At 71.0% G+C, this 26,112-nt stretch carries 25 protein-coding genes; 15 read left to right on the plus strand and 10 right to left on the minus strand.

Annotated elements, in window-relative coordinates:
* The first annotated feature begins 237 nt into the window (after positions 1–237).
* From B9C99_RS06180 to B9C99_RS06230, 11 genes are all read left to right on the plus strand, one after another.
* Complete coding sequence (locus tag B9C99_RS06180; protein ID WP_088897272.1) at positions 238–1,281, plus strand: NlpC/P60 family protein; 1,044 nt, start codon at positions 238–240, stop codon at positions 1,279–1,281.
* 76 nt (positions 1,282–1,357) lie between these two features.
* Positions 1,358–2,698, plus strand: a complete 1,341-nt coding sequence (locus B9C99_RS06185; protein WP_088897273.1) for a hypothetical protein — start codon at positions 1,358–1,360, stop codon at positions 2,696–2,698.
* An 85-nt stretch (positions 2,699–2,783) separates the two neighbouring features.
* On the plus strand, positions 2,784–3,953 hold the full coding sequence (locus B9C99_RS06190; RefSeq protein ID WP_088897274.1) for a glycosyltransferase family 4 protein: 1,170 nt from the start codon (positions 2,784–2,786) through the stop codon (positions 3,951–3,953).
* Between the two features lie 39 nt (positions 3,954–3,992).
* On the plus strand, positions 3,993–4,382 hold the full coding sequence (locus B9C99_RS06195) for a polyketide cyclase / dehydrase and lipid transport (protein WP_186455103.1): 390 nt from the start codon (positions 3,993–3,995) through the stop codon (positions 4,380–4,382).
* Positions 4,383–4,494: 112 nt separating this feature from the next.
* Positions 4,495–4,932, plus strand: coding sequence for an SRPBCC family protein (locus B9C99_RS06200; RefSeq protein ID WP_016693835.1), 438 nt, complete (start codon positions 4,495–4,497; stop codon positions 4,930–4,932).
* Between the two features lie 23 nt (positions 4,933–4,955).
* Entirely contained in the window at positions 4,956–6,164 is a 1,209-nt protein-coding gene (locus tag B9C99_RS06205) for an ArsA family ATPase (protein ID WP_088897276.1), read from the plus strand.
* On the plus strand, positions 6,152–6,568 hold the full coding sequence (locus tag B9C99_RS06210; RefSeq protein ID WP_088897277.1) for a hypothetical protein: 417 nt from the start codon (positions 6,152–6,154) through the stop codon (positions 6,566–6,568). The genes B9C99_RS06205 and B9C99_RS06210 overlap by 13 nt, the downstream gene beginning before the upstream one ends.
* A complete protein-coding gene (locus B9C99_RS06215; RefSeq protein WP_088897278.1) occupies positions 6,565–7,542 on the plus strand; it encodes an ROK family glucokinase in 978 nt (325 codons plus the stop codon). Before B9C99_RS06210 ends, B9C99_RS06215 begins: the two co-directional genes overlap by 4 nt.
* 145 nt (positions 7,543–7,687) lie before the next feature.
* Positions 7,688–8,476, plus strand: a complete 789-nt coding sequence (locus B9C99_RS06220; RefSeq protein ID WP_088897298.1) for a 1-acyl-sn-glycerol-3-phosphate acyltransferase — start codon at positions 7,688–7,690, stop codon at positions 8,474–8,476.
* A gap of 4 nt (positions 8,477–8,480) precedes the next feature.
* Positions 8,481–8,972 (plus strand): polyadenylate-specific 3'-exoribonuclease AS, encoded by a 492-nt coding sequence (locus B9C99_RS06225; RefSeq protein ID WP_026061497.1) that lies wholly within the window; start codon positions 8,481–8,483, stop codon positions 8,970–8,972.
* Between the two features lie 54 nt (positions 8,973–9,026).
* Positions 9,027–10,412 carry a class II 3-deoxy-7-phosphoheptulonate synthase gene (locus B9C99_RS06230; RefSeq protein ID WP_016693829.1) on the plus strand — a complete coding sequence of 462 codons (1,386 nt, stop codon included), beginning with the start codon at positions 9,027–9,029 and terminating at the stop codon, positions 10,410–10,412.
* A gap of 68 nt (positions 10,413–10,480) precedes the next feature.
* Here the strand turns inward: B9C99_RS06230 and pknB are convergent, their stop codons facing one another.
* Positions 10,481–12,550: a Stk1 family PASTA domain-containing Ser/Thr kinase gene (gene pknB, locus B9C99_RS06235; protein ID WP_088897279.1), complete on the minus strand. Its 2,070-nt coding sequence runs from the start codon at positions 12,548–12,550 to the stop codon at positions 10,481–10,483.
* 182 nt (positions 12,551–12,732) lie between these two features.
* Between pknB and B9C99_RS06240 the strand changes: the two genes are divergently transcribed.
* The gene (locus tag B9C99_RS06240; protein WP_026061496.1) at positions 12,733–13,104 is read left to right on the plus strand and encodes an Rv2175c family DNA-binding protein; all 372 of its coding nucleotides are present in this window, start codon (positions 12,733–12,735) and stop codon (positions 13,102–13,104) included.
* Positions 13,105–13,153: 49 nt separating this feature from the next.
* Here B9C99_RS06240 and B9C99_RS06245 read toward each other — a convergent pair whose 3' ends face one another.
* The 4 genes from B9C99_RS06245 to B9C99_RS06260 all read right to left on the minus strand — a co-directional run bounded on the left by B9C99_RS06245 (position 13,154) and on the right by B9C99_RS06260 (position 18,356).
* Positions 13,154–14,092 carry a phytoene/squalene synthase family protein gene (locus B9C99_RS06245; RefSeq protein ID WP_088897300.1) on the minus strand — a complete coding sequence of 313 codons (939 nt, stop codon included), beginning with the start codon at positions 14,090–14,092 and terminating at the stop codon, positions 13,154–13,156.
* A complete protein-coding gene (locus tag B9C99_RS06250) occupies positions 14,085–15,671 on the minus strand; it encodes an alpha-(1->6)-mannopyranosyltransferase A (protein WP_172414879.1) in 1,587 nt (528 codons plus the stop codon). Before B9C99_RS06250 ends, B9C99_RS06245 begins: the two co-directional genes overlap by 8 nt.
* 100 nt (positions 15,672–15,771) lie before the next feature.
* Positions 15,772–17,304: a phytoene desaturase family protein gene (gene crtI / locus B9C99_RS06255; protein WP_088897299.1), complete on the minus strand. Its 1,533-nt coding sequence runs from the start codon at positions 17,302–17,304 to the stop codon at positions 15,772–15,774.
* A 5-nt stretch (positions 17,305–17,309) separates the two neighbouring features.
* Positions 17,310–18,356, minus strand: coding sequence for a polyprenyl synthetase family protein (locus B9C99_RS06260; protein WP_016693823.1), 1,047 nt, complete (start codon positions 18,354–18,356; stop codon positions 17,310–17,312).
* A 219-nt stretch (positions 18,357–18,575) separates the two neighbouring features.
* Here B9C99_RS06260 and metF point away from each other — a divergent pair, with 219 nt between their 5' ends.
* The gene (gene metF / locus B9C99_RS06265) at positions 18,576–19,520 is read left to right on the plus strand and encodes a methylenetetrahydrofolate reductase [NAD(P)H] (RefSeq protein ID WP_172414884.1); all 945 of its coding nucleotides are present in this window, start codon (positions 18,576–18,578) and stop codon (positions 19,518–19,520) included.
* 24 nt (positions 19,521–19,544) lie between these two features.
* Here metF and B9C99_RS06270 read toward each other — a convergent pair whose 3' ends face one another.
* Genes B9C99_RS06270 through B9C99_RS06290 form a run of 5 tightly spaced genes read right to left on the minus strand, consistent with a single transcriptional unit; the run spans position 19,545 to position 24,565 of the window.
* On the minus strand, positions 19,545–20,762 hold the full coding sequence (locus B9C99_RS06270; protein WP_088897280.1) for a glycosyltransferase: 1,218 nt from the start codon (positions 20,760–20,762) through the stop codon (positions 19,545–19,547).
* The gene (locus B9C99_RS06275; protein ID WP_016693820.1) at positions 20,732–21,454 is read right to left on the minus strand and encodes a DUF3153 domain-containing protein; all 723 of its coding nucleotides are present in this window, start codon (positions 21,452–21,454) and stop codon (positions 20,732–20,734) included. The genes B9C99_RS06270 and B9C99_RS06275 overlap by 31 nt, the downstream gene beginning before the upstream one ends.
* A complete protein-coding gene (locus tag B9C99_RS06280; RefSeq protein WP_016693819.1) occupies positions 21,451–22,329 on the minus strand; it encodes a carotenoid biosynthesis protein in 879 nt (292 codons plus the stop codon). The genes B9C99_RS06275 and B9C99_RS06280 overlap by 4 nt, the downstream gene beginning before the upstream one ends.
* Positions 22,326–23,921, minus strand: coding sequence for an NAD(P)/FAD-dependent oxidoreductase (locus B9C99_RS06285; protein ID WP_088897281.1), 1,596 nt, complete (start codon positions 23,919–23,921; stop codon positions 22,326–22,328). The genes B9C99_RS06280 and B9C99_RS06285 overlap by 4 nt, the downstream gene beginning before the upstream one ends.
* On the minus strand, positions 23,918–24,565 hold the full coding sequence (locus B9C99_RS06290; RefSeq protein WP_088897282.1) for a GNAT family N-acetyltransferase: 648 nt from the start codon (positions 24,563–24,565) through the stop codon (positions 23,918–23,920). The genes B9C99_RS06285 and B9C99_RS06290 overlap by 4 nt, the downstream gene beginning before the upstream one ends.
* 323 nt (positions 24,566–24,888) lie before the next feature.
* On the opposite strand from B9C99_RS06290, the gene B9C99_RS06295 reads away from it, so the two are divergent.
* On the plus strand, positions 24,889–25,374 hold the full coding sequence (locus tag B9C99_RS06295; RefSeq protein ID WP_006554150.1) for an SAV_6107 family HEPN domain-containing protein: 486 nt from the start codon (positions 24,889–24,891) through the stop codon (positions 25,372–25,374).
* Between the two features lie 173 nt (positions 25,375–25,547).
* The gene (locus B9C99_RS06300) at positions 25,548–25,967 is read left to right on the plus strand and encodes a DUF3040 domain-containing protein (RefSeq protein ID WP_088897283.1); all 420 of its coding nucleotides are present in this window, start codon (positions 25,548–25,550) and stop codon (positions 25,965–25,967) included.
* Positions 25,968–26,112 lie beyond the last annotated feature (145 nt).

Consider the following 26,112-nt stretch of genomic DNA (forward strand, 5'->3'; position numbering starts at 1 on the left):
CCCCGCTCCAGCGCCGACGCACTTCGCGAGGAGGGTGGGTCCGGTACGTACCGGACCCACCCTCCTCGTGTGTCTGCCCGTCCTTCCCGATGCAGGAACTGCTTGCACAAACGGCCGCGGCGCGGGAGGGCTACTCGCAGGTAGACACAAACCTATGCAATTCCGTAACCTGATCGAGACCTTTGGGAAAGGATGCGAGCCCACGTGGTTTCCGACAGGACGAAACACCTCGTACGAGTGCCGGACAGGCGACGGACCGGCCGTCCGGCGCTCGTCGTCGCCCTCGTGATGATGGTCCTCGGTTTCACTCTGGCGCCGGCCACGGCGCAACCTGCAGGTGAGAGTCCGGCCGCACGCCTGGAGCACCTCGCGGATCTGTCGCGTCGCAGCGAACAGGCCACCGAGGCACTGCACGCCGCCGGTGCGGATCTCGAAGCGAAGGTCGCGGCGCAGCACGAGGCCGAGGTGCGTGCAGGCCAGGCCGACGAGGCCCTCGGCGCCGCTCGCGCCGAGATCGCCCGCTTCAAGCCCACCGTCGACAAGCTCGCGCGGGCCAACTACCGCGGTGCGCGCACCAACCGGTTGTTCGCCGTGATGGTGAGCGACTCGCCCCAGCAGATGCTCGACCAGATGGTCCTGCTCGACGTCCTGGGTGAGCAGACCTCGCGTGAGGTCGAAGGCTTCCGGGCGGCCACCGCTGCTGCGGCCGAGGCGGCCGTGGCCGCACAGCACGCCGCCGACGAGGCACGTGCCGCCGCCGAGCAGGCCCAGACCCTCCGCGACGAACTCCAGCGGCGACAGGCCGAACTCGAGGAGCAGATCGAAGGGGTCCTGAACGCCTTCGAGGCGCTGAGCGACGCCGAGAAGGCCGAACTCGCCGGCACTCCCTTCCCTCCGGGCCTCGACGCCGAGAAGATCCTCCAGCACCTCGTCCCCGGCAGCAACGGCGCCGCGCTCCGCGCCGCGCTGTCGCGCATCGGCTCGCCGTACGTGTGGGGCGCTACCGGCCCCGACCAGTTCGACTGCTCCGGTCTGATGGTGTGGGCGTACCAGCAGGTCGGCAAGTCGCTGCCCCGGTCGAGTCAGGCCCAGGCGCAGGGCGGCATCCCCGTCTCCCGCGACAATCTGCAGCCCGGCGACCTCGTGATCTTCTACGACGACGCCTCCCACGTCGGCATGTACGTCGGCGATGGCAACATGGTGCACGCCTCGACCTTCGGCGTGCCGGTGAAGGTCCAGTCGATCGATCGCTTCCCGTTCCACAGCGCCCGGCGGTACTGACCGGGTAGAGGCGGGATCGCCGCCGGTGGGCGAGGGCGTACGGGACCACCCTCGGACACCGACCTAGACTGACGCGGTGCCCGCGCGATCGTCCTTCACCGCCGGTACCCGCGAGTGGGAACGTCTCGGCCTGGCCGGACTCGTGGTCGCCCTGGTCACGGCAGGACTGCTGCTGGCCGTCGACCCCGTGGACACCGACGACGCCGACAGCCGGGTACGGGCCGAACTGCAGGTCGTGCTCGACGACTGGGCGCACGCCGTCCGGACCGGCGACGACGGATCCCTCGCGGAGCTGATCGACGACGCGTCCCCGGAACTCCTCGACGCCGAGCGGGAGCGGATCGCGGCGATCTCCGCCGTCCCCCTCGCCGATCTCGGTTACGAACTCACCTCCGAACCCGCGCTGCCCCTGCCGCCCGGGACGGTCGCCCGGTTCGCAGCCGACGAGGTACGGGCGCACCGCGTCCACCTGCGGTACGCCGTGGACGGTGTCGACGACGTACCCACCCGGCGACCGGTCACCGTGCTGTTCGTCCACCGGCCGCAGGGCTGGCGGATCGCCGACGACGCACCCGACCTCGCGGGGGCACAGACCGTGACCTGGCGAGGGCCGTGGGACCACGGCCGCCTGCATCTCGCGACCGCGCAGACCGAGGGTGGTCGCTCACTCGTGATCGGACACCCGGACAACGCCGCCTTCGTGGACGACCTGGCCGAGGACCTGCCGTCGGTGGTCGAGGCCGTCGACGACCTGTGGGGCGATTCCTGGCCGCGACGCGCACTGGTGGTCGTGACGTCCTCACGCGAGGAGTTCTCGCACCTCGTCGGTCCGCGGCACGACGGCGACGACATCGCGGCCGTCGCGGTTTCCGACGATGTCGACCACGAGCGCGGGATCGCCACCGGTCAGCGCATCGTCTTCAATCCGGCTGCGAGCGAGCGGCTCGACGACACCTCCCGACGGATCGTGCTCGCGCACGAGACGGTGCACGTCGCCGCGCGGGCCGGCACGGTGGACGGCTCACCGATGTGGGTCCTCGAGGGCTTCGCCGACTACGTCGGCCACCGCACGACCGCGGAGGGTCTCGGCACAGGGCCGGTCGACGTGCAGCGGATCGCGCCGACGCTGACCCGGCAGATGCGGGCGTCGGGTGCACCGACGTCGCTGCCCGCCGATGGCGACTTCACCGGCGACCGGTCGGCGCTCGCCTACGAGAGCTCGTGGTCGATCGCCGCGTACACCGCGGACGAGTTCGGACACGACAGCCTCGTCTCCCTGTACCGCGCCCTCGCCGCGGGTCCCGTCACCGACGAGCGGCTCGACGACGTGCTCGTCGACCTGCTCGGCGTCGACACCGCCGAGTTCGTGGACGGCTGGGGTCGCTGGCTCGGGGAGCGTATCCGCGACATCCGCTGACGGGGCACCGTCCGGAACCTGCGACCGCCGCCACCGCCCGGGACCCGTCGACGCCTTCCCGTCGCGCTGCTTCTACGGTGGTCCCATGTCGCGGACCCTGCTGGTGACGAACGATTTCCCGCCCCGACCCGGGGGCATCCAGTCCTATCTGCACGCCTTCGCGAACCAGCTTCCGTCCGACGACCTGGTCGTCTACGCGCCGCGGTGGCGCGGCGACAGCCACGTGAAGTTCGACGCGCGGGTCCCCTTCGAGGTCGTCCGTCATCCCACCACCCTGATGCTGCCGACCCCCGACGTCGCGCGACGGGCCACGCGGCTGCTCACCGAACACGACTGCGACACCGTCTGGTTCGGAGCGGCCGCGCCGCTGGCGCTGCTGGCCCCCGTGCTGCGCCGCGCCGGCGCCCGTCGCATCGTCGCCAGCACGCACGGCCACGAGGTGGGATGGTCGATGTTGCCCGCCGCCCGGCAGGCGCTGCGGCAGATCGGCGAGCACACCGACACCGTCACCTACGTCAGTCGCTACACGAGGGGGCGGTTCGCCTCCGCCTTCGGCCCCGAAGCAGGTCTCGAACATCTGCCGTCCGGGGTGGACACCGACGTCTTCCGGCCCGATCCGGCGGCGCGCGCCGAACTGCGGGCACGCTACGGCCTCGGCGACCGGCCGACGGTGCTGTGCCTGTCGCGCCTCGTGCCGCGCAAGGGGCAGGACGTGCTCATCCGCGCGCTGCCCGCGATCCGGAAGCGGATCGACGGTGCCGTCCTCGTGATCGTCGGCGGCGGACCGTACGAGTCGCGCCTGCGGGAGCTCGCCCGCCGCACGGATGTCGAGGAGCACGTCGTGTTCACCGGTACCGTGCCGTCGGCCGAGCTCGCCGCGCACCACACCATCGCCGACGTGTTCGCGATGCCGTGCCGGACCCGCGGCGGCGGTCTCGACGTCGAGGGCCTGGGCATCGTGTACCTCGAGGCGTCCGCGACCGGCGTGCCCGTCGTGGCCGGCCGGTCGGGCGGTGCCCCGGAGACGGTGCGCGACGGGCGCACCGGCTACGTCGTCGACGGCACCTCCGTCACGGCCGTGGCGACCGCGGTGTCCGGTGTCCTGGCCGATCCCGATCGGGCCGCCACGATGGGGGCAGCCGGTCGTGAGTGGGTCTCCACCGATTGGAGATGGGACGTCCTGGGCGCCAGATTGCGCGGTTACCTCGACGCCTCGGCGCCCCCGAACGAGACCGTGGCGCCGTCGGCGGGGTGACCGGACGGGCCGCCGGGACGATATGTGAAGCTGTCCTGCGTGAGCAGCATTCAGGTGGCGGATCAGACCTTCGTAGCGGCGCCCCCGGAGCGCATCGCCGAGGAGGTCGCGGCCCTCGATCGGTGGCGTGCGTGGTGGCCCGATCTCGCACTGACCGTGCGGGAGGACCGGGCCGAGAAGGGCATCCGGTGGGCGGTGTCGGGTCCGCTCGAAGGGACGATGGAGGTGTGGATCGAGCCGGTCCTCGACGGCGCGGTGATCCACTACTTCCTGCACTGCGAGCCGGTGGGTGTCGCGCCCGAGCGCGTCGCGGGTCTCGACCTCGCGGGAATGAACCGCACGCGTCGGGTCCAGGGGAAGGTGATGACCTTCGAGGTCAAGCAGCGTCTCGAGGCCGGTCGTCCGGCCGGTGAGCCGCCGCGACACTGAAGCCACCGAAGGAGCGTCGTCCCGATACCGTTGTTCCCACGTGTGTGATAGACCCTCGGGGCGGGACTGATCGGTGTACACCCGAGGGACCGAGAAAGGGAGCCGTCACCACATGGCCGAGAAGACGAAGAGGTCGATCACCATCGACGCGCCGGCCGAGCGTGTCATGGAGGTCATCGCAGATTTCGATGCCTATCCGACGTGGGTGTCGGCGGCGAAGACCGTGGAGGTCGTGGAGCATCGTCCCGACGGCCGGGCCGAGCGCGTGCGCTTCGTCCTCGACGCCGGCATCGTCAAGGACACCTACGTCCTGCGGTACAAGTGGGCGTCCGACAACCGTGCCGTGAGCTGGGAACTCGAGAGCGGTGAGATCCAGAAGGCCCAGTCCGGCTCGTACGTGCTGACCGAGACCCCCGACGGCACCACGGTCGTCGACTACCAGCTCACCGTGGATCTCACGATCCCGATGATCGGTCTGTTCAAGCGCAAGGCGGAGAAGGTCATCACCGACACCGCGCTGAAGGAACTCAAGAAGCAGGTGGAGGGCTGAACGTCCGGCACGCCCCGGCCCGCGTGCGATGGTTCCTCGGCAAGGGCGGCGCCGGGAAGACGACCCTGGCCGCGGCCGAGGCGCTCGCGACCGCCCGTGCGGGAGAGCCCGTGCTAGTCGTGTCCATCGACCGGGCGCACTCCCTCGGCGACGTGCTCGACCTGCCTCCGGCCACGAACCGGGACGCCGGCGCGACGGACATCCGCACCGTCGAGGACAACCTCGACATGGTCGAGATCGACTCGTTGCAGCTGCTCCGCTCGCGCTACGCGGTCCTCGCGTCGATGGCGGCGCTCGCCGGGACGCACGAGCACGCCGATCGGTTCGACCTGCCCGAGCCCGACGAACTGACTGGACTTCCCGGCGTCGAGGAACTGCTGGTGCTCGCGGAGGTCGCGCGACTCGCGGACAGCGGGAGGTGGGCTCTCGTCGTCGTCGACGCCCCGGCCTCCGGCGACGCCCTGCGCACCCTCACCGCGCCGCGTACCGTCGCCGACTCCCTCGAACGGATCTGGCCCCAGCACAGCCGGGTGGCGGCGGCCACCGGTCCGGACCCCCGCACGGGTGTCTTCGTCGCCCTGTTCGATCGGTTGCTGTCGGGGATCGCCGCGGTACGCGACCTGCTCGACGATCGCGGACGCAGCGCCGCGGTGATCGTGGCGACGCCCGACCGCGCCGGTCGTGCCGGGCTCGTTCGGGTGCGGTCGTGGCTCGCCCTGTCCGGTCTCCGTGTCGACGCGGTCGTCGTCAACGGCATCGTCCCTGCGATCGGCGGTTCGGGTGCGGCCGCGCGGCTGCTCGCCGACCAGCGGGCCGCGCACGAGGCGATCGTCGCCGAGATCGGGGCGACCGTCACCGACGTCCCGGTGATCGTGTGCGAGCGCCGTGCCGCGGAGCCGGTAGGGTTGGCAGCTCTGGAGGAGCTCGCCACGGCGCTCCGCCGCGACGCACCCGTTCCCTCGTCGGAGGCCGACGAGCCGGTCCGGGTGCTGCACGAATCGGGAACGGGGGTGGAGTCGGTGTACGCGATGCGCATGTACCTGCCGCTCGCCGACCCCGCGTCCCTGACACTCGGGCGGATCGGCGACGATCTCGTCGTCGGCGCCGACGGCATGCGCCGCCGGGTGCGACTCGCGTCGGGGCTGCGCCGGTGCACCGTCTCCGATGCCGAGTTCGACGGAACCGATCTGGTGGTGCGATTCGTACCGGATCCGGCGGTGTGGCCGCTGTGAGGGACGATCACGAAGCCCTGATCTCCGAGTTGTTGCTGCTCGCCGACGCCGTGCTCGACCGTGTCGAGGGCACGGTGCAGCAGTTCGTCGCTGCGACCGGCGAAGCAGCTCCGCATCCCGCCGCCGATGCCGCGACCGGTTCGGCGGCGCCGGGTGATACCGCGACGTCCCCGAGCGGCTGCGCGTGGTGCCCGCTCTGCGCCGCCGCGGCCCTCGTTCGCGGCGAGAACCACGAACTGGTCAGCAGGCTGGCGTCGAAACTGGCGGCGTTGATCGCGCTGCTGCGGGAGTTCCTCGCACAGTTCCTGCCCTCGACCGGCGGCGTCCCGCCGGAGCCGACACCCGATCCGCCGACGCGGGATCGTCCGGCCTTCGAGCCGATCTCCGTCAACCTCCGCACGTGAACACGCACGATCCCCGCCTCACCGTCGGGATCGACATCGGGGGCACGAGCATCCGGGCGGCGGCCGTCGACCGGGACGGCGACGTCGTCGACAGTGTGCGTACGCAGACGCCGTCCTCCGCGGTCGCCCTCGAGAACGCGCTGCACCGACTCGTCGAGCATCTGCGCGACCGCAACGACATCGCGGCGGTCGGGCTGGGGGTCGCGGGTTTCCTCACCGAGGACCGCACCACCGTGCGGTTCGCGCCGCATCTGCCCTGGCGCGACACGCCGCTCGCCGAGACTCTCACCGACCGTTTCGGACTGCCGGTCGTCCTCGAGCACGACGCCAACGCAGCCGCCTGGGCCGAGTACCGCTTCGGCGCCGCCGCGGGTAGCACGATCGCGGTGATGGTCGCGCTCGGAACGGGCATCGGCGCCGCGCTGCTGCTCGACGGCAGGATCTATCGCGGTGCCTACGGTGTGGCGCCCGAACTCGGTCACCTGCAGGTCGTGCCCGACGGTCGACCCTGCCCGTGCGGCAAGCAGGGGTGTTGGGAAAGGTATTGCAGCGGAACGGGTCTCGTGGACACGACCGTCGAGATGCTCGCGGCCGAACCCGGGCGGTCCGTTCTCGCGGGCGAGATCGCCTCGGATCCCGGATCGCTCACCGGCCGGCGGATCGCCGGCGCGGCCCACGACGGCGACCCCGTCGCGCTCGCGGCCTTCGACGATTTCGCCCGCAGGCTCGGGCTCGGACTGGCGCTCGTCGCCGACGTCTACGACCCCGAGCTCGTCGTCATCGGGGGAGGGGTCTCCGGTTCCGCGCCGCTGTTCCTCGACGCCGCGCGCGAGCACTACGCGGCCGTGACCACCGGCGCCGGCCATCGTCCCCTCGCACGCGTCCGGGTCGCGCAGCTCGGCGACGCCGCCGGGCTCATCGGTGCCGCCGATCTCGCCCGATCCGCGATCGACACCTCACGACCGCCGCTGTAGGTGAGATTATCGTCACGTCGACGGTGAAAGGGTGGGGTCGGGCACTGAGGCGATGTGCGAGTGGTAGTCGCGTCGTCGTAGAGTCGACCGGCGGGCGGTGCTGCACCGATCCGCGTGGGGGATGATCGGATTCGGGAAGGATGCCATGTGGTACTGGCTGTTCAAGTACGTCCTCCTGGGACCGCTGCTGTGGCTCATAGGACGTCCGAAGTTCGAAGGCGGCGAGAACATTCCGGCCCACGGACCGGCGATCCTGGCCAGTAACCACCGGGCCGTCCTCGATTCGTTCTACCTTCCCCTCCTCGTGCGCCGGCGGATCACCTTCCTGGCCAAGAGCGAGTACTTCACCGGTACCGGACTCAAGGGCGCCTTCCAGCGCTGGTTCTTCTCCTCGGTCGGGCAGGTCCCCATCGACCGCACCGGCGCCGACGCCGCGCAGGACGCGCTCAACGCCGGGGTTCGGGTGCTCGGCCAGGGCAAGCTGCTCGGCATCTACCCCGAGGGCACCCGCTCGCCCGACGGCCGTCTCTACAAGGGCAAGACCGGCCTGGCGCGACTGGCGCTGGAGACCGGCGTCCCGGTGATCCCCGTCGCCATGATCGGCACCGACCGGATGAACCCGATCGGGTCGAAGATGTGGCGACCGGCGAAGATCACCGTGCGGATCGGCGAGCCCATCGACTTCTCCCGGTTCGAGGGCATGGGCGGCAACCGCTTCGTCGAGCGCACCGTCACCGATGAGGTCATGTATTCGCTCATGCAGTTGTCGGGCCAGGAGTACGTCGACATCTACGCCGCCTCCCTCAAGAACAAGAGTTCGGCGGACGAGTCGGGCACGGCCGGGAACACGGACGCGTCGACGAACGGCAGTGCCGCGACTGCGCCGCAGGACGGTTCCGTCGCGGACCGTGTTCCCGACACGCGTGCCGGGTGAGCAGGTGCGCTACTTCTACGACTGCGAGTTCATCGAGGACGGACGCACGATCGAACTCGTCTCGATCGGTGTCGCCTGCGAGGACGGCCGCGAGTTCTACGCGGTGTCGACCGAGTTCGACCCGACCCGGGCCGGTGCCTGGGTGCGTCGCAACGTCCTCCCGAAGCTCCCGCCCCCGGCGCACCCCGCCTGGAAGTCGCGATCGAGGATCCGCGACGACCTGCTGAAGTTCCTCGTGCCCCGACCGGGCATCCGGCCCGAACTGTGGGCGTGGATCGGGGCCTACGACCACGTCGTGCTCGTTCAGCTCTGGGGGACCATGCCCGAACTCCCGGACGTCCTGCCCCGCTTCACCCGTGAGCTCCGGCAGTATTGGGAGGACTCGGGCTCCCCGCCCCTGCCCCCGGCGCCGGACGACAACCACGACGCGCTCGCCGACGCCCGCCACAACCTCGCGAAGTTCGAGGCGATCGAGGCTGCTCGCCGATCGCGGTGACGCGGGTAACGGGGTGCTGCGCCGCTTTCGGCCGTCACGCCATATCCTGGACGGGTGAACTGGACTGTCGACGTGCCGATCGACCGCTTGCCCGAACTTCCCCCGTTGCCCGAGGAGCTGCGTGCCGACCTCGACGCGGCGCTCGCAAAGCCGGCGCTGCAGCAGCCCAGCTGGCCCGAGGAACAGGCCGCGGCGATGCGCACCGTGCTCGAGAGCGTGCCCCCCATCACCGTGCCCCGCGAGGTCGAGGAGCTGCAGACCCAGCTCGCCGCCGTCGCTCGCGGTGAGGCCTTCCTCCTCCAGGGTGGCGACTGCGCCGAGACGTTCGCGGACAACACCGAGCCGCACATCAAGGGCAACATCCGCACGTTGCTGCAGATGGCGGTGGTGCTGACCTACGGTGCGTCGACGCCGGTCGTGAAGGTCGCGCGGATCGCCGGCCAGTACGCCAAACCGCGCTCGTCCGACACCGACGCGCTCGGTCTGCCGTCCTACCGCGGCGACATGGTCAACTCGCTGGTCGCCGATGCCGAGGTGCGCAGGCACGATCCGTCGCGCCTCGTGCGCGCCTACGCGAACGCGAGCGCCGCGATGAACCTCGTGCGTGCCGTCACCGCCGCCGGTGAGGCCGACCTGCACCGCGTGCACGACTGGAACCGGGCGTTCGTCTCGGCCTCGCCCGCCGGTGCCCGGTACGAGGCGCTCGCCTCCGAGATCGACCGCGGCCTGCGGTTCATGGACGCCTGCGGTGTCGTCGACCCGAACCTGCGCGCGGCGACGATCTACGCCAGCCACGAGGCTCTCGTCCTCGACTACGAGCGCGCGATGCTGCGCCTCGACAACTCGGGCGACAAGCCGCGCCTGTACGACCTGTCGGCCCACTTCCTGTGGATCGGCGACCGCACCCGTCAGCTCGACGGCGCGCACATCGCGTTCGCGGAGCTGCTGTCGAACCCGATCGGTCTGAAGATCGGTCCGTCGACCACCCCGGAGATGGCCGTCGAGTACGTCGAGCGCCTGGATCCGCACAACACGCCGGGCCGGCTGACCCTGATCTCCCGGATGGGTCATTCGAAGGTCCGCGACCTGCTGCCCGGCATCATCGAGCGGGTCGAGGCCTCCGGTCACAAGGTGATCTGGCAGTGCGACCCGATGCACGGCAACACCCACGAGGCGTCCACCGGCTACAAGACCCGTCACTTCGACCGCATCGTCGACGAGGTGCAGGGCTTCTTCGAGGTGCATCGCGCGCTCGGCACGCATCCCGGTGGCATCCACGTCGAGCTCACCGGCGAGGACGTCACCGAGTGCCTCGGCGGTGCGCAGGACATCTCGGATCTCGACCTGCACGGTCGCTACGAGACGGCGTGCGATCCGCGGCTGAACACGCAGCAGTCGATCGAACTCGCGTTCCTCGTGGCGGAGATGCTCCGCGGTTGATCACAGGGGAGATGCTCCGCGGTTGATGACAGCGAAGATGCCCCGCGGGTAGGGGACAGGCGGTCGGATCAGGGCAGTGCGGTCAGCGTGACCGTGCTGCCCTGTTCTGCTCTCCGGCCCGCCCCGGGATTCTGGCCGATCACGACCGAGCGGTCGGAGTCGCCGAGCTGCCGCACCTCGACCTCGAATCCGAGGCGGGTGAGCTCGTCGCGGGCCGAGCCCACCGAGCGTCCCAACATCGACGGCACCTTCACTGCATTGGATACAAGGAGGGTGACGGTTCCGCCGGCACCGACGTCTTCGCCCTCCTCCGGGTCGGTGCCGACGACCCGTCCCTCGTCGACGTCGGCGTCGAAGACCTCACGGATCTCGCCGACGGTCAGACCCGCTTCGTCGAGGATGCGACGCGCCTCGTCGACGGGGCGTCCGGTGAGGTCGGGCAGGGTCACCGGGGGTGATCCCTTGCTGATCACGAGCGCGACCTCCGCGCCCACGGGCAGGACGGTTCCGGGGGCGGGGTCGAGCGCGGCCACTCCACCCTCGGGCACCGTGGTGCTGAACGCGGTGCCGCCCTCGACCGGTTCGAAGGTGCGGCTCCGCAGTTCGTCCTCGACGACGGACCTCTCGCCGGCGCCGGGAATGGACGGGACGGTGGGCCTGCCGAGCGACACGAGCAACGCGATCGTGTCGCCGTCGGGGACACGTGAGCCCGCGGTGGGGTCGGTGCCCAGGACGGTGTCGACGGGAACGTCGTCGGAGTACTCGCCCCGGATCTCGCTGGACAACCCGGCCGTCTCGATCGCGGACACGGCCGCCGCCCGGTCGAGTCCCAGGACGGTCGGGACGTCGGTGAGGCGGCCGGCGCCGAGCCACCACCCGGCGATCCCCATGAACAACGCGAGCACGATGATCGCGGCGATCCAGCCTGCGGCGGACCGGCGTTGACGGCGACGGTCGGCGGCGTAGTCGGGCCGGGGTGCCACCGGTTCGGTGTCGGGACGCGGATGGGTGCGGGTCGCGACCCGGGTCGGATGCGGACGTGTGGCCGGAGCATGCGGGCCGGGCGTGGCCGTTGCATTCGGGTCGGACGTGGCCGGCACGGCGGTCTGCACGGTCGTCGGAGCGTGCGAGTTCGCGGCGGCCGAGCCGGGAAGGACCGTCGTCGCCGGAGCAGGATCGGCATGCCCGGCAGCGGCGCCGTCGACGGTGCGGGTCGGTGCCGCGGCGTCGGAGTCCACCACGGGAGGCGTCCGCACCGCGGATCGTCTCGGAGCCGGAACCCGGTAGCGGGGGAGATCGAGCGTGTCGCAGATCTCGCCGAGCGCGTCGGCCATCACCTGCGCGTCGGCGTAGCGTTCCGACGGTTCGCGTTCGGTGGCCCGGCGGACGAAGGTGTCCAGTTCGGGCGGGACCCCGTCGATGGCCGAACTCGGATCCGGCACGTCCTTCTCCACGCGCTGGTATGCCACCGACAGGGACGTGTCGCCGGTGAAGGGGGTGCGGCCGGTGAGCATCTCGTAGACGAGCACACCGGCGGAGTAGACGTCGCTGCGCGCGTCGGCGCTCCCGACGGTCACCTGCTCCGGGGACAGGTACGCCGCGGTGCCGAGAATCACACTGCGCGAGGTGGTGGTCGCGGCGGCGACCGCCCGGACGAGCCCGAAGTCGGCGATCTTCACTTCACCGTTGCCGGAGATGAGGATGTTCTCGGGCTTGATGTCGCGGTGCACGAGACCCGCCCGGTGGGCGACCGCGAGGGCTCCGAGGACCGGCGCGGCCACGGCAGCTGCGGCGTGCGGCGGCATCGGCCCGCGTTCGCGCAGCAGTTCGCGCAGGGTGCCGCCCTCGACGAGCTCCATCACGAGGAAGACGTGATCGCCGTCCTGGCCCTGGTCGTAGACCGCGACGAGCCCGGGATGCGTCAGTCGTGCGACAGACCTGGCCTCGAACTCGAACCGTGCCAGGAACTGGGGATCGGCCGCGAACTGCGGATCCATGATCTTCACGGCGACGGGACGGTCGAGACGCAGGTCGGTGCCGCGATAGACGGTCGACATGCCGCCCCGCGCGATCTGCGATTCGATGCGATAACGCCGGTCGAGCACGACGCCGACCAGTCGGTCGCCTCCAGCGGTCACCCGGTGTACCCCCGTGTCTCGTGCGTGATGGTGGGACGCCGGTACCCGGGCCTTCGAGGTATCGACGTGACGAAGCTCCGGCTCCGCGTCGGCGGAGCGATTTCGTCCCCGTCGATCGTAGCCAGCTCCCGTGGACGGTAGCCGCGTAGCTGCCCGCGAGGCCGCAGCGATAACGTGGTGGGGTGAGTGCAATCCCTTACTGCGACGACGTTCTCGACCGCTCCGTCCCCGTGGTGCAGCTCGTCGACGTGGCCAAGAGCCTCGGCGTCGCCACCTCCCGCGTGCAGCAGATGGTGCGCGACCGGCAGCTGCTGGCGTTCAAGCGCGACCGCGTGCCGGTCCTGCCCGAGGCCTTCCTCGACGACGAGGGGAACGTTCTCAAGGGTCTTCCCGGCCTGATCGCGGTGCTGCACGACGGCGGTTACGAGGACGACGAGATCCTGCGATGGCTCTTCACCGAGGACGATTCCCTTCCCGGTGGATGCCCGGTGGCCGCGATGCACACGCAGTCCGCGCGCGAGGTCATGCGTCGGGCGCAGGCGCTCGCCTTCTGAGCCTCCGGGCCTTCTGAGTCTCCGCGCCTTCTGAGTCTCCGGGGCGCCGTTACCGCTGCCGGAGCAGTGAGCCGGCGACGTACTCGGTGAGCATGACCGCGGCACGCGTGCGGCGCGGAACCGTCGCGCGCCGGTCGAGCACCCGGAACCCGCTGCGTTCGACCTCGTCGAGGATCCGCCCATAGAGTGTGAAGGCCGCGCGGATACCGGGCCGGATCCGGTCGGGGAGTACCGCCAGCCCGGGTTCGGCCCTGCGATACTCGGCGCGGGTCAGCGCGACCGCGTGGGCGAGCGCCCGCCGGACCCTCGGATCGACCGCGCCGGTGCGCCGGCACTCCTGCAGCAGGTCGATGTCGACCCCGAACGCCGACCACAGGTCGAGCGGGATGTAGACGCGTCCGCGTTCGAGGTCCTCGCCCACGTCGCGGATGAAGTTGGTGAGCTGGAACGCCTCCCCGAGCGCGGCTGCGGCCGGCGGGGCGGCGGGATCGTCGACGTCGAGGATCGGCAGCAGTTCGAGACCGATCACCGCCGCCGAGCCGTACATGTACTCGCGCAGTTCCGCCATGGTCCGGTAGTGGGGCCGGAACCCGGGTGTGCCGGGCACGTCCATGCGCATGGAGCGGATGAAGGCGTCGAAGTACTCGATCGGGATGCGGTACTGCCGGATCGTGTCGGCGAGCGCGCGGACCACGAGACCCGTGTCGTCGAGTGGGCCGGGATCACCCGCGAGTGCGGCGTGCAGGCGGGTGTGCGCGTCGTCGACACCGCGGATCGCGGCCTCGGGGTCGTCCACGGCAGTGACGTCGACGATGTCGTCGACATGTCTGGCGAAGCCGTAGAGCGCGTGCACGGCGTGTCGTCGCGGCGCCGGCAGCAACCGGGTCGCGAGGTTGTAGGTGCGTCCGTGTTCGGCGGTGAGCTCGGCGCAGTAGGCGTAGGCCCGGGTGAGATCGTCGGCCGCGATCCCCGTGGGGCGGTCAGGCACGGTCGTCCCGGGCGGCGCCGGCGGGCGATGCCGCACGTGGCCGCAACCGCAGACGCAGCGGGTCGTAGGTGACCAGCGACCGGGCCGCGACGATCGAGGCGAACACCGCGAGTGCGACGTGCGCGATGTTGTACATCCCGATCGACCCGTCGGGGTTGAAGATCAGCATCAACCAGGTCGACAACGCGACGAGCACCATGAGCACCCGGGGGGACATCGCGAAGGCGGCGGCGACGGCGAGCGGCCAGGAGTAGTACCAGGGCAGCGCGGCGGGCGAGAGCAGGGTCACCGCGGTCAGTGCCACCACGATCCCGAAGATCGCGTCGCGTTCGGTGCGGCGGAAGCGCCACCACGCCCACACGAGGATCACCACCAGCGCGATCGCGCAGAGCATGCGCGTGATGTCGAGGACCGATCCGAGCCGCCACGGGGTGACCCAGGTGACGGCGTGCGCCATCATCGTCGGCAGCGACAGCCAGTTGATGATCTTCGACGAGCCGGACAGGGCGGTGAGCCACCCGATGCCCACACCGGCGAGCAGCGAGGTGCCGCCGAAGACCGCGGCGAAGACGACCAGTCCCAGACCGGCGGCCTTGGCGAACAGCCGGACGGGCGCTGCCGGCTCGCGTCCCTCGGCGCGCGCACGATCGCGTTCGTGGATCATCCACACCCACACCAGGAAGGGCAGCGCCAATCCTGCGGTGGCCTTGATCGCGGCGCCGAGCGAGACCAGGGCGATGCCACTGATGTGCCGGCCCTCGAGCACGAGCACGATGCCGGCGATCATGAGACCGACCATCAGCAGTTCGTTGTGCACACCGCCGACGAGGTGGATCAGCACGAGCGGGTTCAGGACCGCGAGCCACAGGGCGATCGCGGGATTCCCACCCATGCGACGGGCGAGTTTCGGCACGGCCCACGCCATGAGCGCCAGGCCGGGAAGCATGGTCAGGCGCCACAACCAGGTGCCCGTCACCACGTTGTCGTCGGTGATGGACGTGATGCCCGCACCGAGCAGGAGGTGGACGGGCCCGTACGGCGTGGTGGTCGTCGTCCACACATTGCTGACGTTGTCGAGCAGGACGCCCGGATTGACGACCGGGCCCACCTCGTACGGATCGAAGCCGCCGCGCAGCAGTGCGCCCTGCGCGAGGTAGGAGTAGGCGTCGCGGCTGAACATCGGGGTCGCGACCAGCAGGGGAGCGGTCCATGCGGGCAGCACCGTCCACAGATCGCGCACCGTGACGTGGCCGGCGAGGGTCGCCCGGCCGACGCGCACCCACGCCGCGATCATGACGAGCACACCGACCCACAGGATGATCCGCGAGAGCAGCTGGCCGTGGCCGAAGCGCAGCCACGACAGGTAGATGTCCTCGAGCAGCGGGTCGACGCGGCGGACACTGCCCGACCCGAAACTGCCGAAGGTCATGAGTACCGCGCCCCACGCGCCGAGCAGCGCGGCGTGGCCGGCGGGACTCCTCAGGAATGCCTGCTTCGGACGCTCACCCGTCGGCGCCACCGTCCCCTCCGGCGCGGTCGAGGTCTGCGGCTCGGCGTCGGGCGAGGCAGGGGACGACATCGGTACGGTTCCTCCCCCGTGGACGTGTGGATGCGCGGCGCGCAGATAGCTGGCGAACGAGGACAGTTTAGTGGAGACGCGGAGCACGGTGCGCCCGGTGTCACCGCCTTCGCGGAACACCGAGACGTTCGGCGGCGAGCCTTCCGGACAACAGCACGGTGGGGACACCGACGCCCGGCACCGTCGCCGACCCCGCGAGCACCACACCGGGGACCGCCGGATCGAGGTTGCGGCGCCGGAACGGCCCCGTCTGCCGGAAGACATGAGCGCTCGAGAACGGGCTGCCCGCCTGCATGCCGCGAGCGTGCCAGGTGGCGGGTGTGTCGATGTGGTCGACGCGGAAACCGTCCGTGATCCCGCCGTATCCGCGGCGGTCGAGGACGTCGAGCAGCTCGTTGCGATACGGGACCGCGAGCTCGGCCCAGGCGAGCGGAGCGCTGTCGAGGTTCGGGCACGGCGCCAGCACCGACAACGGTTCGTGCTCGACCCCCTCCCGGGCGAACCGCAGGCCGGGATCGGACAGGGCCGGTCGCGTGATGAGCAGCGAGGGATCCGACATCGGCCGGCCGCGTCCGCGGCTGCGGGTGATCTCCGCGAAGGTGCGGTCCCACTCACCGCCGAAGTCGATCACGTGGTGGTGTTGCGCCGCCCAACCGCGGGTCACGCCGGTGGGGATCGACCCGTGCAGCACCACGGCCGATGGGGCGGCCAGCGTGCGGCGGCGCCGACGGCGTGGCAGCAACCCGTCGACCACCGGAGTGTCGGGGGTCAGGACGGCCGCGTCGCACGGGAAACGCTCCCCGTCGCGGGTGCGGACACCGTCGACCTGTCCGCCGGACAGATCGAGCGAGGTCACCTCCCGGCCGAGTTCGAGCCGTCCACCGGCCTCGACGAACGCCGCGGCCATCGCGCGGGCGACCGACCGCATACCGCCGTCCACCGCGTACACGCCCAGCGAGGTGTCCATGTGCGCGATCGCCCCGTAGACGGCGAGGGCCCGCGCCGGAGCAACCCCCGCGTACAGCGCCTGGAACGTGAAGACGCGGCGCAGGCGCGGGTCGGTGATCCTGCGGTTCACCTGAGCGCCGAGCCTGCCGAATCCGCCCAGCCGGAGCAGACGCGCCAGGTCGCGTAGCGCCGCCGGGGACGAGACCAGGTCGAGCGGCGAGTCGAAACTCGCGTCCATGAAGCGGTCGAACTCGGCGTCGAAGATGTCGGCGAGCCACGCGCGCAACCGCAGATAGCGGCGTGCCTCCTCCGGTCCGCACACCCGCGAGATCTCCGCGACCATGGCGTCGGGATCGGAGTGCACGTCGATCGAGGTGTCGTCGGCGAACCGTGCGTGATAGGCGGGGGACAGTCGCCGGGTGCGCAGGGCCGGCCGGACGGAGTTCCGGTCGGCGCCCACCGCAGCGAGCGCGTCGTCGATCAGCTCGGGCATCGTCAGCACGGTCGCGCCGTTGTCGATCTCGTAGCCCGGGCCTCGATAGCTGCCGACCCGGCCACCGACCTCGTCGACGCGTTCGAGCACCGTCACGTCCCTACCGGCACCGCGCAGGTACAGGGCCGCCGACAGACCGGCGAGACCGGCACCGACCACGACGACCCGGTCGGCGCCGGGAACCGTCCGCACCGTCCTCACGCCACCCGTCGGGTCGCGGCGACCGCCGACTCGCGCAGGAGGGCCTTGCCCTCCTCGGTGGCGCCGGACGACTCGAGCGCCTCGAACGCGCTGTCGGTCAGTGCCGTGATGCGGTCCTCGATCCGGGCGACCGCGCCGAGATCGACGAGCAGCGAGCGGAGCTGCTCGACCTGCCCGTCGGACAGATCGGTCCCGATGGAGGTGCGCAGCAGCTCGGCCGCGGCAGGATCGGACGCGTCGGCCGTCTCGAGCGCCAGCGCGTACAGGACGGTCCTCTTGCCCGAGCGCAGGTCGTCGCCCGAGGGCTTGCCGGTGACCTCGGGGTCGCCGAAGACACCGAGCAGGTCGTCGCGCAGCTGGAACGCCAGGCCGATGTCGGTGCCGAAGCGGCGGTAGGCGGCGATGAGGTCGTCGTCGGCGCCGGCGAGGGCAGCGCCGATGTGCAGCGGGCGTTCGATCGTGTACGCCGCGGTCTTGAACCGGTTGACCCGAGTGGCGGCCTCCACCGATTCGTCCGCCGCCACCTCGTTGGCGATGTCGAGGTACTGCCCGCCGAGCACCTCGGTGCGCATCGCGGCCCAGGCCGGGACCACGCGCGCGACGGTCGCGGGGTCGAGCCCGGCCGAGTGCAGCATGTCGTCCGCCCACACGAGGGCGAGGTCGCCGAGCAGGATCGCGACCGACTCGCCGAACTGCTCCGACCTGCCGTGCCAGCCGGCCTTCCGGTGTTGCTCGGTGAACTCGACGTGCACGGTGGGGAATCCGCGACGCGTGGTGGAGGCGTCGATGATGTCGTCGTGGACGAGCGCCGCGGCCTGCACGAGCTCGAGGGCGGAGCACGCCTGCAGGACGGCCTCGGCGTCCGGCCCGGTCGGGTCACCGCCGGCGCCCAGCCAGCCCGTCCAGGCGAAACGCGGACGGACCCGCTTGCCCCCGCGCAGCACGAACGCCTCGAGCGTGTCGACGGCCTGCCGGTATCCACCGCCCACCGAGTCGACCAGGTCGGAGCGTGAGGTGAAGAACTGCCGGAGGGAGTCCTCCACCCGATGGGGGAGCTGCTCGGCAGACAAGTGATCGGCGCCGGTAGACAGGACGAAACCTCCAGGTCGATGGGTGACGGCGCCTCGGAGGCGGGTGAGCCGGAGGTGCCGCGACCAGCCTATCCGCACAGTCGGGTCGTCGCCGGTAGCGACCGCCCCGGGGGCGCCACCTATGCTGGACCGGTGACAAGCGACTTCGTCAGGGCAACCGAGGACGGCGGGATTTCTCGGACCCCGTCGATCGTGGACCGTCTCGGGTCCGCGCGTTCGGGCCGCATTCCGTTCTCCGTCGAGTTCTCCCCGCCTCGCGACGCCGAGGCCGAGGGACGACTGTGGCGTGCCGTGCGGACGTTCGAACGTCTCGGTCCGGCCTTCGTATCGATGACCTACGGCGCCGGGGGATCCACCCGCGACCGTACGGTCCGGGTCACCGGACGTCTCGCCGAGGAGACCACCCTCCTGCCGGTCGCGCACCTCACGGCCGTCGGGCACAGCATCGACGAACTGCGCGCGATGGTCGGCGCCTACGCCGATCGCGGCATCACCAACATCCTCGCCCTGCGCGGCGACCCGCCGGGCAACCCGCTCGGCGAGTGGGAGAAGCACCCGGAGGGTCTCGAATACGCCGACGAACTCGTGCGGCTGGTGCGCGATCTCGGGGACTTCCACGTGGGCGTCGCGTCGTTCCCCGAAGGACACCATCGGTCCCCGGACCTCGACCACGACACCCGCTATCTCGTGCAGAAGCTGCGTGCGGGCGCCGAGTACTCGATCACCCAGATGTTCTTCGACGTCGAGCACTACCTGCGTCTGCGCGACCGGGTCGTGGCCTGCGACGCCGAGCAGGGACTCAAGCCGATCATCCCCGAGATCATGCCCATCACGTCGCTGCGCTCGGCGCGGCGCAGCCTCGAACTGTCGGGTTCGCATCTGCCGCCCGTACTCGAGGAGCGGCTGCGGCGCGCGGCGGGCGACGGTCCGGAGGAGAACCGGGCCGCGGTGCGCGAGGTGGGCATCGAGGTGGCGACGGAGATGTGCGAGCGGCTGATCTCCGAGGGTGCGCCGTGCCTGCACTTCATCACGCTCAACTTCGCCCGCGCGACCGGCGAGGTGCTCGACCGTCTCGGCTACGAACTCGAAGCTCCCGCCGTGGTGCAGCCGGCCTGACATCCGTCCCGCCCCGGCTGGGGGTCAGGGCAGGACGCGGGCCTTCCACGCCGCGCGTCCGCTGCGCCGGGCTCGGATCGACGACGCCGTGAGCGCACCGAAGGCCAGGACCGATGCGGGGTGTGCCGCGGCGTCCAGCAGGTCGTCGACGGGACGGTCCGGAGCGTGCGGGTGCCGGCGTCCTCCCCGTTCGGTGGCGCGCGCAAGGAGCCGTGACGCCATGCCCGCGGCGGTACCGGCCACGCCCCAGCGCCGCGTCCGCCCCTCGCCGAGCAGCACTGCGGCCGGGGGCACGAGATAGGCGAGGAGATACAGCGCGACCACCGCCGCCGCGCCGGTGGGGGAGCCGAACGCCGACCACAACCAGCGGGTGTAACCGCCGATCAGCGGGCGGGGCCCGTCGTACATCCGGCACGACGCCAGCCCGCCCGCGGCCGCGACCGTCGTACGCAGTCCGGCGCGACGCAGTGCCCGGGCCAGGTCCAGATCCTCCGTGGGACTCGCCGCGACCGCAGCGTGGCCGCCGATCGCCGCGTAGGCACGCGCGTCGAAGACGAGGAGCTGCCCGCACGCGACCGCCATCGACGGCCGATGGGTGCGGTGCGAGACGGCGACGGGCAGCACCGAGAACCACGACCAGAACAGCAGCGGCTGCACGAGCCGTTCGAGCACCGACCCGGCGAGCTGGTACGGGAACGGCGAGACGAGCGCGGCATCCTGGCGGCGCAGCAGAGCGACGGCGGCGGCGAGCGCGTCGGGTGCGAGCCGGACGTCCGCGTCGACGAACACGATGACGCCGCTGTCGGCTGCCGTTCCGGCGTGGGCGACGGCTGCGGCACACGCGGCCGCCTTCCCGGTCCATCCCTCGGGAGGCGGCTGTGTCGACCGGACGACGGTGATGCGCTCGTCGCCCTCGGCGGCGGCCCCGGCCACATCGACGGTGCCATCGGATGAGTCGTCGTCGAGGATCACCACGCGCAGCGCGCGCAGTCCTGTCTGTGCCCGCAGGTCGGAGACGATCGCGCCGATGCGGGGAGCCTCGTCGCGGGCGGGGACGACGACGGTGACCTGCTCGTCGACCACCGGTCCCGGCACGAGACGGGGGAGCGAGACGCGGTTCGCGACGGCAACGGCCGCGCCGTAGGAGGCGAGGAGAGCGCCACCGGCGACGAGTCGCGTGAGACCGGGGGACGGGTCGCGCGGAAGGCGGGTCAGGACCGCGTCCCGTTCGCCGACGACCACTGCGGCGCGGGATTGCGGGTGAACCAGGCCGCGCCGGCGATGATCAGCGTGACACCGAAGGCGCCGCCGGCCATGATTCCGGCCCAGCCCGCGAAACCGCGCGTGTTGGGATCGGCGTAGCGCACCTCCGCGCGGAGGGTGCTCACCTCGCCGGCCGGAAGCTTCCAGGTCACGACCGAATCCGACTCGCGGGTGCCGTTGGTGGTCGCCACCCGGGCGGGGAACGCGATGGTGAACTGCACGTCGGTGCCCTGGGTGGGAGCGGACTCGAGATCCACGCGTCCGTTCAGGGCCACCAGATCGCCGGAGCGCTGCAGGTTGAGCTGGAACATGCCGGCGCTCTGATCGGACATCGTGGCGAGCTGCTGGACGTCGCCGAAGGTGAGGTCGTTGAAGAAGACCTGGCTCCCGACGTAGCCGTCCTGCGAGTACTCCTGCACCCGCACCTTCCCGGCCAGGGCCGAGGGAGCGGTGAGCTCGGGACCGGGATCGTTCTCGTCGGCGGGGATGGTCGCGGCGACGATCTGCCCCGACACACGGTCGTCGGAGGAGATCCCCATCGTCGCCTGCACGCGCAGGCAGCCGGTGAGGAGCGGGAGGCCGAGGAGGACGAGCCCCACGACCGCGACGACACGACGGCGGACGGACAGGTTGGACGACTGCACGGAGAACATGGTGCCAGGCACGGTCATCCTCGTCGGTTCTTCGGGTCGCTCGCGGCGAGTCGTGCCTCGTCGGCTCCGGGACCGGACGCGCTTCCGCGCCACGACCGGACGAGCGAGACCAGCAGGGGAACACCCAGGACCCCCATGACGAGCAACCCGTACACCGCGGAGTAGCGGAGTTCGGGAGCGTCGAGGAAGACGCTGTGGGCGAGGGCCGAACCGAGCCACGTCCACAGGAACAGCGCGATGGGCACGGCATCGTGCCGGGGCGTGTCGGCACGGTCCGAACGGGAGTCGACGAGCACGAGCACGGTGGCCATGATCGCGGCGACGAGGAGCCAGCCCACGTAGTTGGTGAGCGGGATGTGCTCGATGCCGGGCAGGCCGCCGGCGTTGCACCACGACCAGTGCCCGTCCGCCACCATCTGGGGGTCGAGATAGAGATCCCAGCCGAGCATGCCGACGGTGACCGCCGCGACCCGGCCGGGACCGTTGCGGACGAGGCGGGAGGCCACGCACCAGACGGGGTACAGACCCGCCGACCACGCCAGCGGCACCACCAGCGGGACGTCGAGTGCGGCCGGGCCGAGCCGGTCGGTGACATAGCTGTAGCAACCGTAGGGATAGCCGGTCATCGTGCCGACCACCTCGGACAGATATCCGATGCCCGCCGAGCTGACGAACAGGACGACGGCGAAGGTGAGGCCGCGGTTCGACGCGGCGTGGACGAGGCAGGCGGCGGTGAGCAGCGTGACGACCGCGACGGTCGCGGCGTCCCGGGCGCCGCCCTCGGTGAGGGGATAGGCGATCTGGGCGAGGACCGCGGCGACGGCCGGGACGATCGGAAGGATCGTCCGCCACCGGGCCGGTCGGGGCGGTGCGGGGACGCGGGTGTCGGTCACCGCGACACCCAGCCCTTCACGCGGTCCACGAGACTGCCCTTGGCGTCGGCGAGGGCGACCCGGGCGGCGTTGCGGCCGCTCGCACCGGAGACACCACCACCGGGATGGGTCGAGGCGCCGGTGAGATAGAGGCCGGGCGCGTCGGGCACCCGATAGCCGGACAGCTCCGGAAGCGGCCGCCACAGGAACATCTGGTCCAGCGACATCTCCACGTGCATGACGTTGCCGCCGAGCAGGCCGAGTTCGCTCTCGATGTCCGCGGGGGTCTGCACGTGGCGGTGCTCCACGCTTGCGGTGAATCCGGGAGAGCGCGTCTCCATCTCGGCAAGGATGCGGTCGGTCTCGGCGCCGGCGATGTCCGCCCAGCGACGTCCGCCGCGCAGCGAGTACGGATGCCACTGGGACCACAGCGTGATCTGGTGCTTGCCGTCGGGTGCGATCGTCGGGTCGAGGGCGGAGAAGCTCATCGCGAGGACGGCCGGTCGCGGCGGCAGGTCTCCCGCCGTCGCGGCACCGTGCGCGGCGCGCAGATCGGCGCGGTCGTCGACGAGCAGTTGCAGACCGGAGGTCGTCAGTTCGGGTTCGTCGCAGCCGCGGTAGCGGGGCAGCGAGTCGGTGCCGAGCCGCAGGACCATGCCGATGCCCGGGCCGACCCGCATGCTGCGACGCCAGCCCTCGAGCCGGTCGCGGTCGTATCCGCCGCGGTCGAGCAGATCCAGCGTGGTCAGCACGTGGCATCCGGCGACGACCGTGCGGGTCCGCACCGAGCGTCCCGATTCGGTGCGCACGGTCCACACATCGCCGGTCCGGCGGATCTCGGTGGCGGCGTCGCCGCAGGTCACCGTGCCGCCGTCGGACCGCAGCCGCGACAGCAGGGCCTGGGTGAGCGCGCCGCTCCCACCGATGGCGCGACCCGGAGGCAGGGTGTGCATGAGGGCGGCGAAGCCCACCATCGCCGCGGTGCCGGGCTCGGACATGGGCGGCCCGGACTGCGCGCCGAACCAGGCGAGGGCCGCCTTGAGGGGCTCGTCGTCGAAGTACTCGTCGAGCAGGCTGTCGCCGGTGGTGAGGAACCGGCGGGACAGGGCGCTGCCGCCCTCACCGGCGTCGAGTCCCCAGAACGACGACAGCAGGTGCCGGCCGGTCGGGGGACGGGTGAACGACTTCATCACCGCCGCGCTGCGCGGGCCCCAGTCCTGCACGAAGCGGCGGTACGCGTCGGCCTCGCGACGTCCGCAGGCGGCCTCGACGGAGGCGCAGGTCCGGTCGAGATCGCGGTGGAAGACGATGCCGGGACGATCGGAGTCCGCCGGCGGCGGCGCGTACGCCCACGGGTCGCAGTCGATGTAGCGCAGGCCGTGGGCGGCGAGATCGAGTTCCTCGACGATCCCCGAATGGCGCACCATGATGTGCGCCGAGGAACCCCGGTCGACGGCATATCCGGGGAAACGTTCGACGGTGGAGACGGCGCCGCCCGGCACGGTGTCACGTTCGAGGACCTCCACCGACCATCCGTCGCGGGCGAGATAACACGCGGAGACCAGGGCGTTGTGGCCCGAGCCGACGACGACGACGTCGAGTGTGGAGTTCATGGGGTACCGCTTCCGTCCGGATCGTCGATCGTGTGGTGGTGGTGCGGAACGAGGTCCGGCTCGAGGGGCAGGCTCCTGCCGAGGACCGCGAACGGGCGGGCGTCGCCGGTGAAGACGAACCGGCGGACGACATCCTGGAATCCGAACCGACGGTACAGCCGCCACGCCCGGTTGTCCTCGCCCGGCACCTCGGGGGTCGACAGCAGTACGGCCGCTTCGGTGCGTTCCCGCAGCAGCGCCGACAGGAGCAGTTCACCGATGCGACGACCCTGCATGTCGGGTCGGACGTGCAGTTCGGTGAGCTCGAAGTAGTCGGAGAGGACGCGATCGATCTCCTCGGGGGACCGTCCCGAATGGCGCATGCCGGCGCGCACCTGCTGGTTCCACCACTGGCGGGTGTCGCCCCGATAGCCGTACGCGATTCCGACGACGGTGTCCAGATCCTCGGGGAGACTCGCGGCGAACGCCTGCCATCCCGCGCGGGCCGAATGCTCGGACCACATCGGCGCGCGGTGGTACTCCGTGCCGCGGGGATACCGCATCGCCGCGACGTAGACGGCCAGCAGCTGGGGCAGGCGCGCACGGAAGTCCGCGGGGGAGAGTTCGGTGAGGATCGGGGCGTCGTGGCGGGGGTCGGTGGTCATGCGTGACTCGTTCGGGTGGCTCGCGCTGCGTCGGAGGTGCTCGGGTCTCGCTGATCGTTCGGGATGACGTGGCCGCTTTCTCTTGACGGGTTGTCGGTGGGTCCAGCTATATTGAATACGTCGAACGCATGTTCGACACCGGTGATCCGGGGATGTTCGAGGGAAGCGAACATCCCCGGATCACCCTGGGGTCTCCCGCTCGGCGTCCGTGTCGGGCCTCACTCGAGGACAGTGATCTCCGTTCCTCGGCGTTTCGGCGGGAATGCCACCGGATACCGCTCGTTGTAACGAGTGGTGAGACCACGCCGAGGAGGTGCGTGAACATGGCCAACGGTCAGGTCGCGAGTCGAGGCCCGCGTCGGACGTCTCCCACGCTCGGACCGTCCGCATGCATCGACCATGCCACCTCGGCGCGCGCGGCGACGCTGTTGCGCAAGGCCGACGATCTGCTCTCGGGTGCCGCCGGTGCCGGCGATCCGGGCGAGCGGTTCCGCCTCGCCTATCTGGCAGCGCTGCGCGGTGCCGGTGCGGTGGTCGCCGCCGCGGAGCTGCGCTCCGGGATACGGCCCCGCCGCCCCGCCACGCGCAACGCATGGGCACTCATGGCGCGCGCCGACGAGTCCTTCGCCGTCTGGGCCGACTACTTCGCCGATCGTTCCGCCACCCGCACTGCGGTCGAGGCGGGGGTCGCGCAGGCGGTGGGAGCCGACGAATCCGGTGCGTTCTACGACGAGGTGGGGCACTTCCTGCACGACGTGGAGGGTTATCTCGACGCCGAAGCAGAGCCGGAGGTCGGTGTCGGTGGGTGACTTTCGCCCCCTCACGAGGGCCTTCGCCGAAGAGGGGATCGAACTCACGTGTGGAGTTTGTGGTCCACAGCGACATCTGCTCGTATTATTGACTCAGGCGGCCGTACGGACGGCCCCCCGCCGGATTCGCCCCACGGATCCGGTGGCCACCGTTTAGTGCCGGGGGAGGTACCGTGCCACTCTCCGAGCACGAGCAGCGCATGCTCGACCAGATCGAGAGCGCGCTCTATGCTGAGGATCCCAAGTTCGCCTCGACCGTGCGTGGCAGCCGGTTGGGGATGGCGTCGAACCGGCGGCGGCTGCAGGCCGGCGCCTTGTTCGTGTTGGGCCTGACGCTGTTGATCGCCGGCGTTGCCCTGCCGCTCAAGCCGGGCGGCTTCCCGATCATCAGTCTGCTCGGGTTCCTCGTGATGTTCGCCGCCGGAGTCCTGTTGCTCCTCGGCGGTCGTCGGTCGTCGACTCCAGGGGCGACGGGCGGTAGTTCCGGTTCCGGAAAGACCGGTCGAAGTTCCCGCGGCGGCAAGAAGTCCTCGGGTGGTGGCTTCACCAACCGCATGGAAGAGCGGTTCCGGAGGCGTTTCGAGCAGGACTGACCTCCTCGACCATCAGGTGTATCGACGGCGCGACCCACGGGTCGCGCCGTCGTCGTTTCTCTGTCGACCGACCTCTGGGCCTCTGCCCGTCCGTCCGCTCCACTGTCCCTCCACCACCGCGCCCCACCCGCGCGTTCCCCGTCTC

The sequence above is a fragment of the Rhodococcus sp. BUPNP1 genome, from assembly GCF_002215235.1.
Lineage (GTDB): Bacteria > Actinomycetota > Actinomycetes > Mycobacteriales > Mycobacteriaceae > Rhodococcus.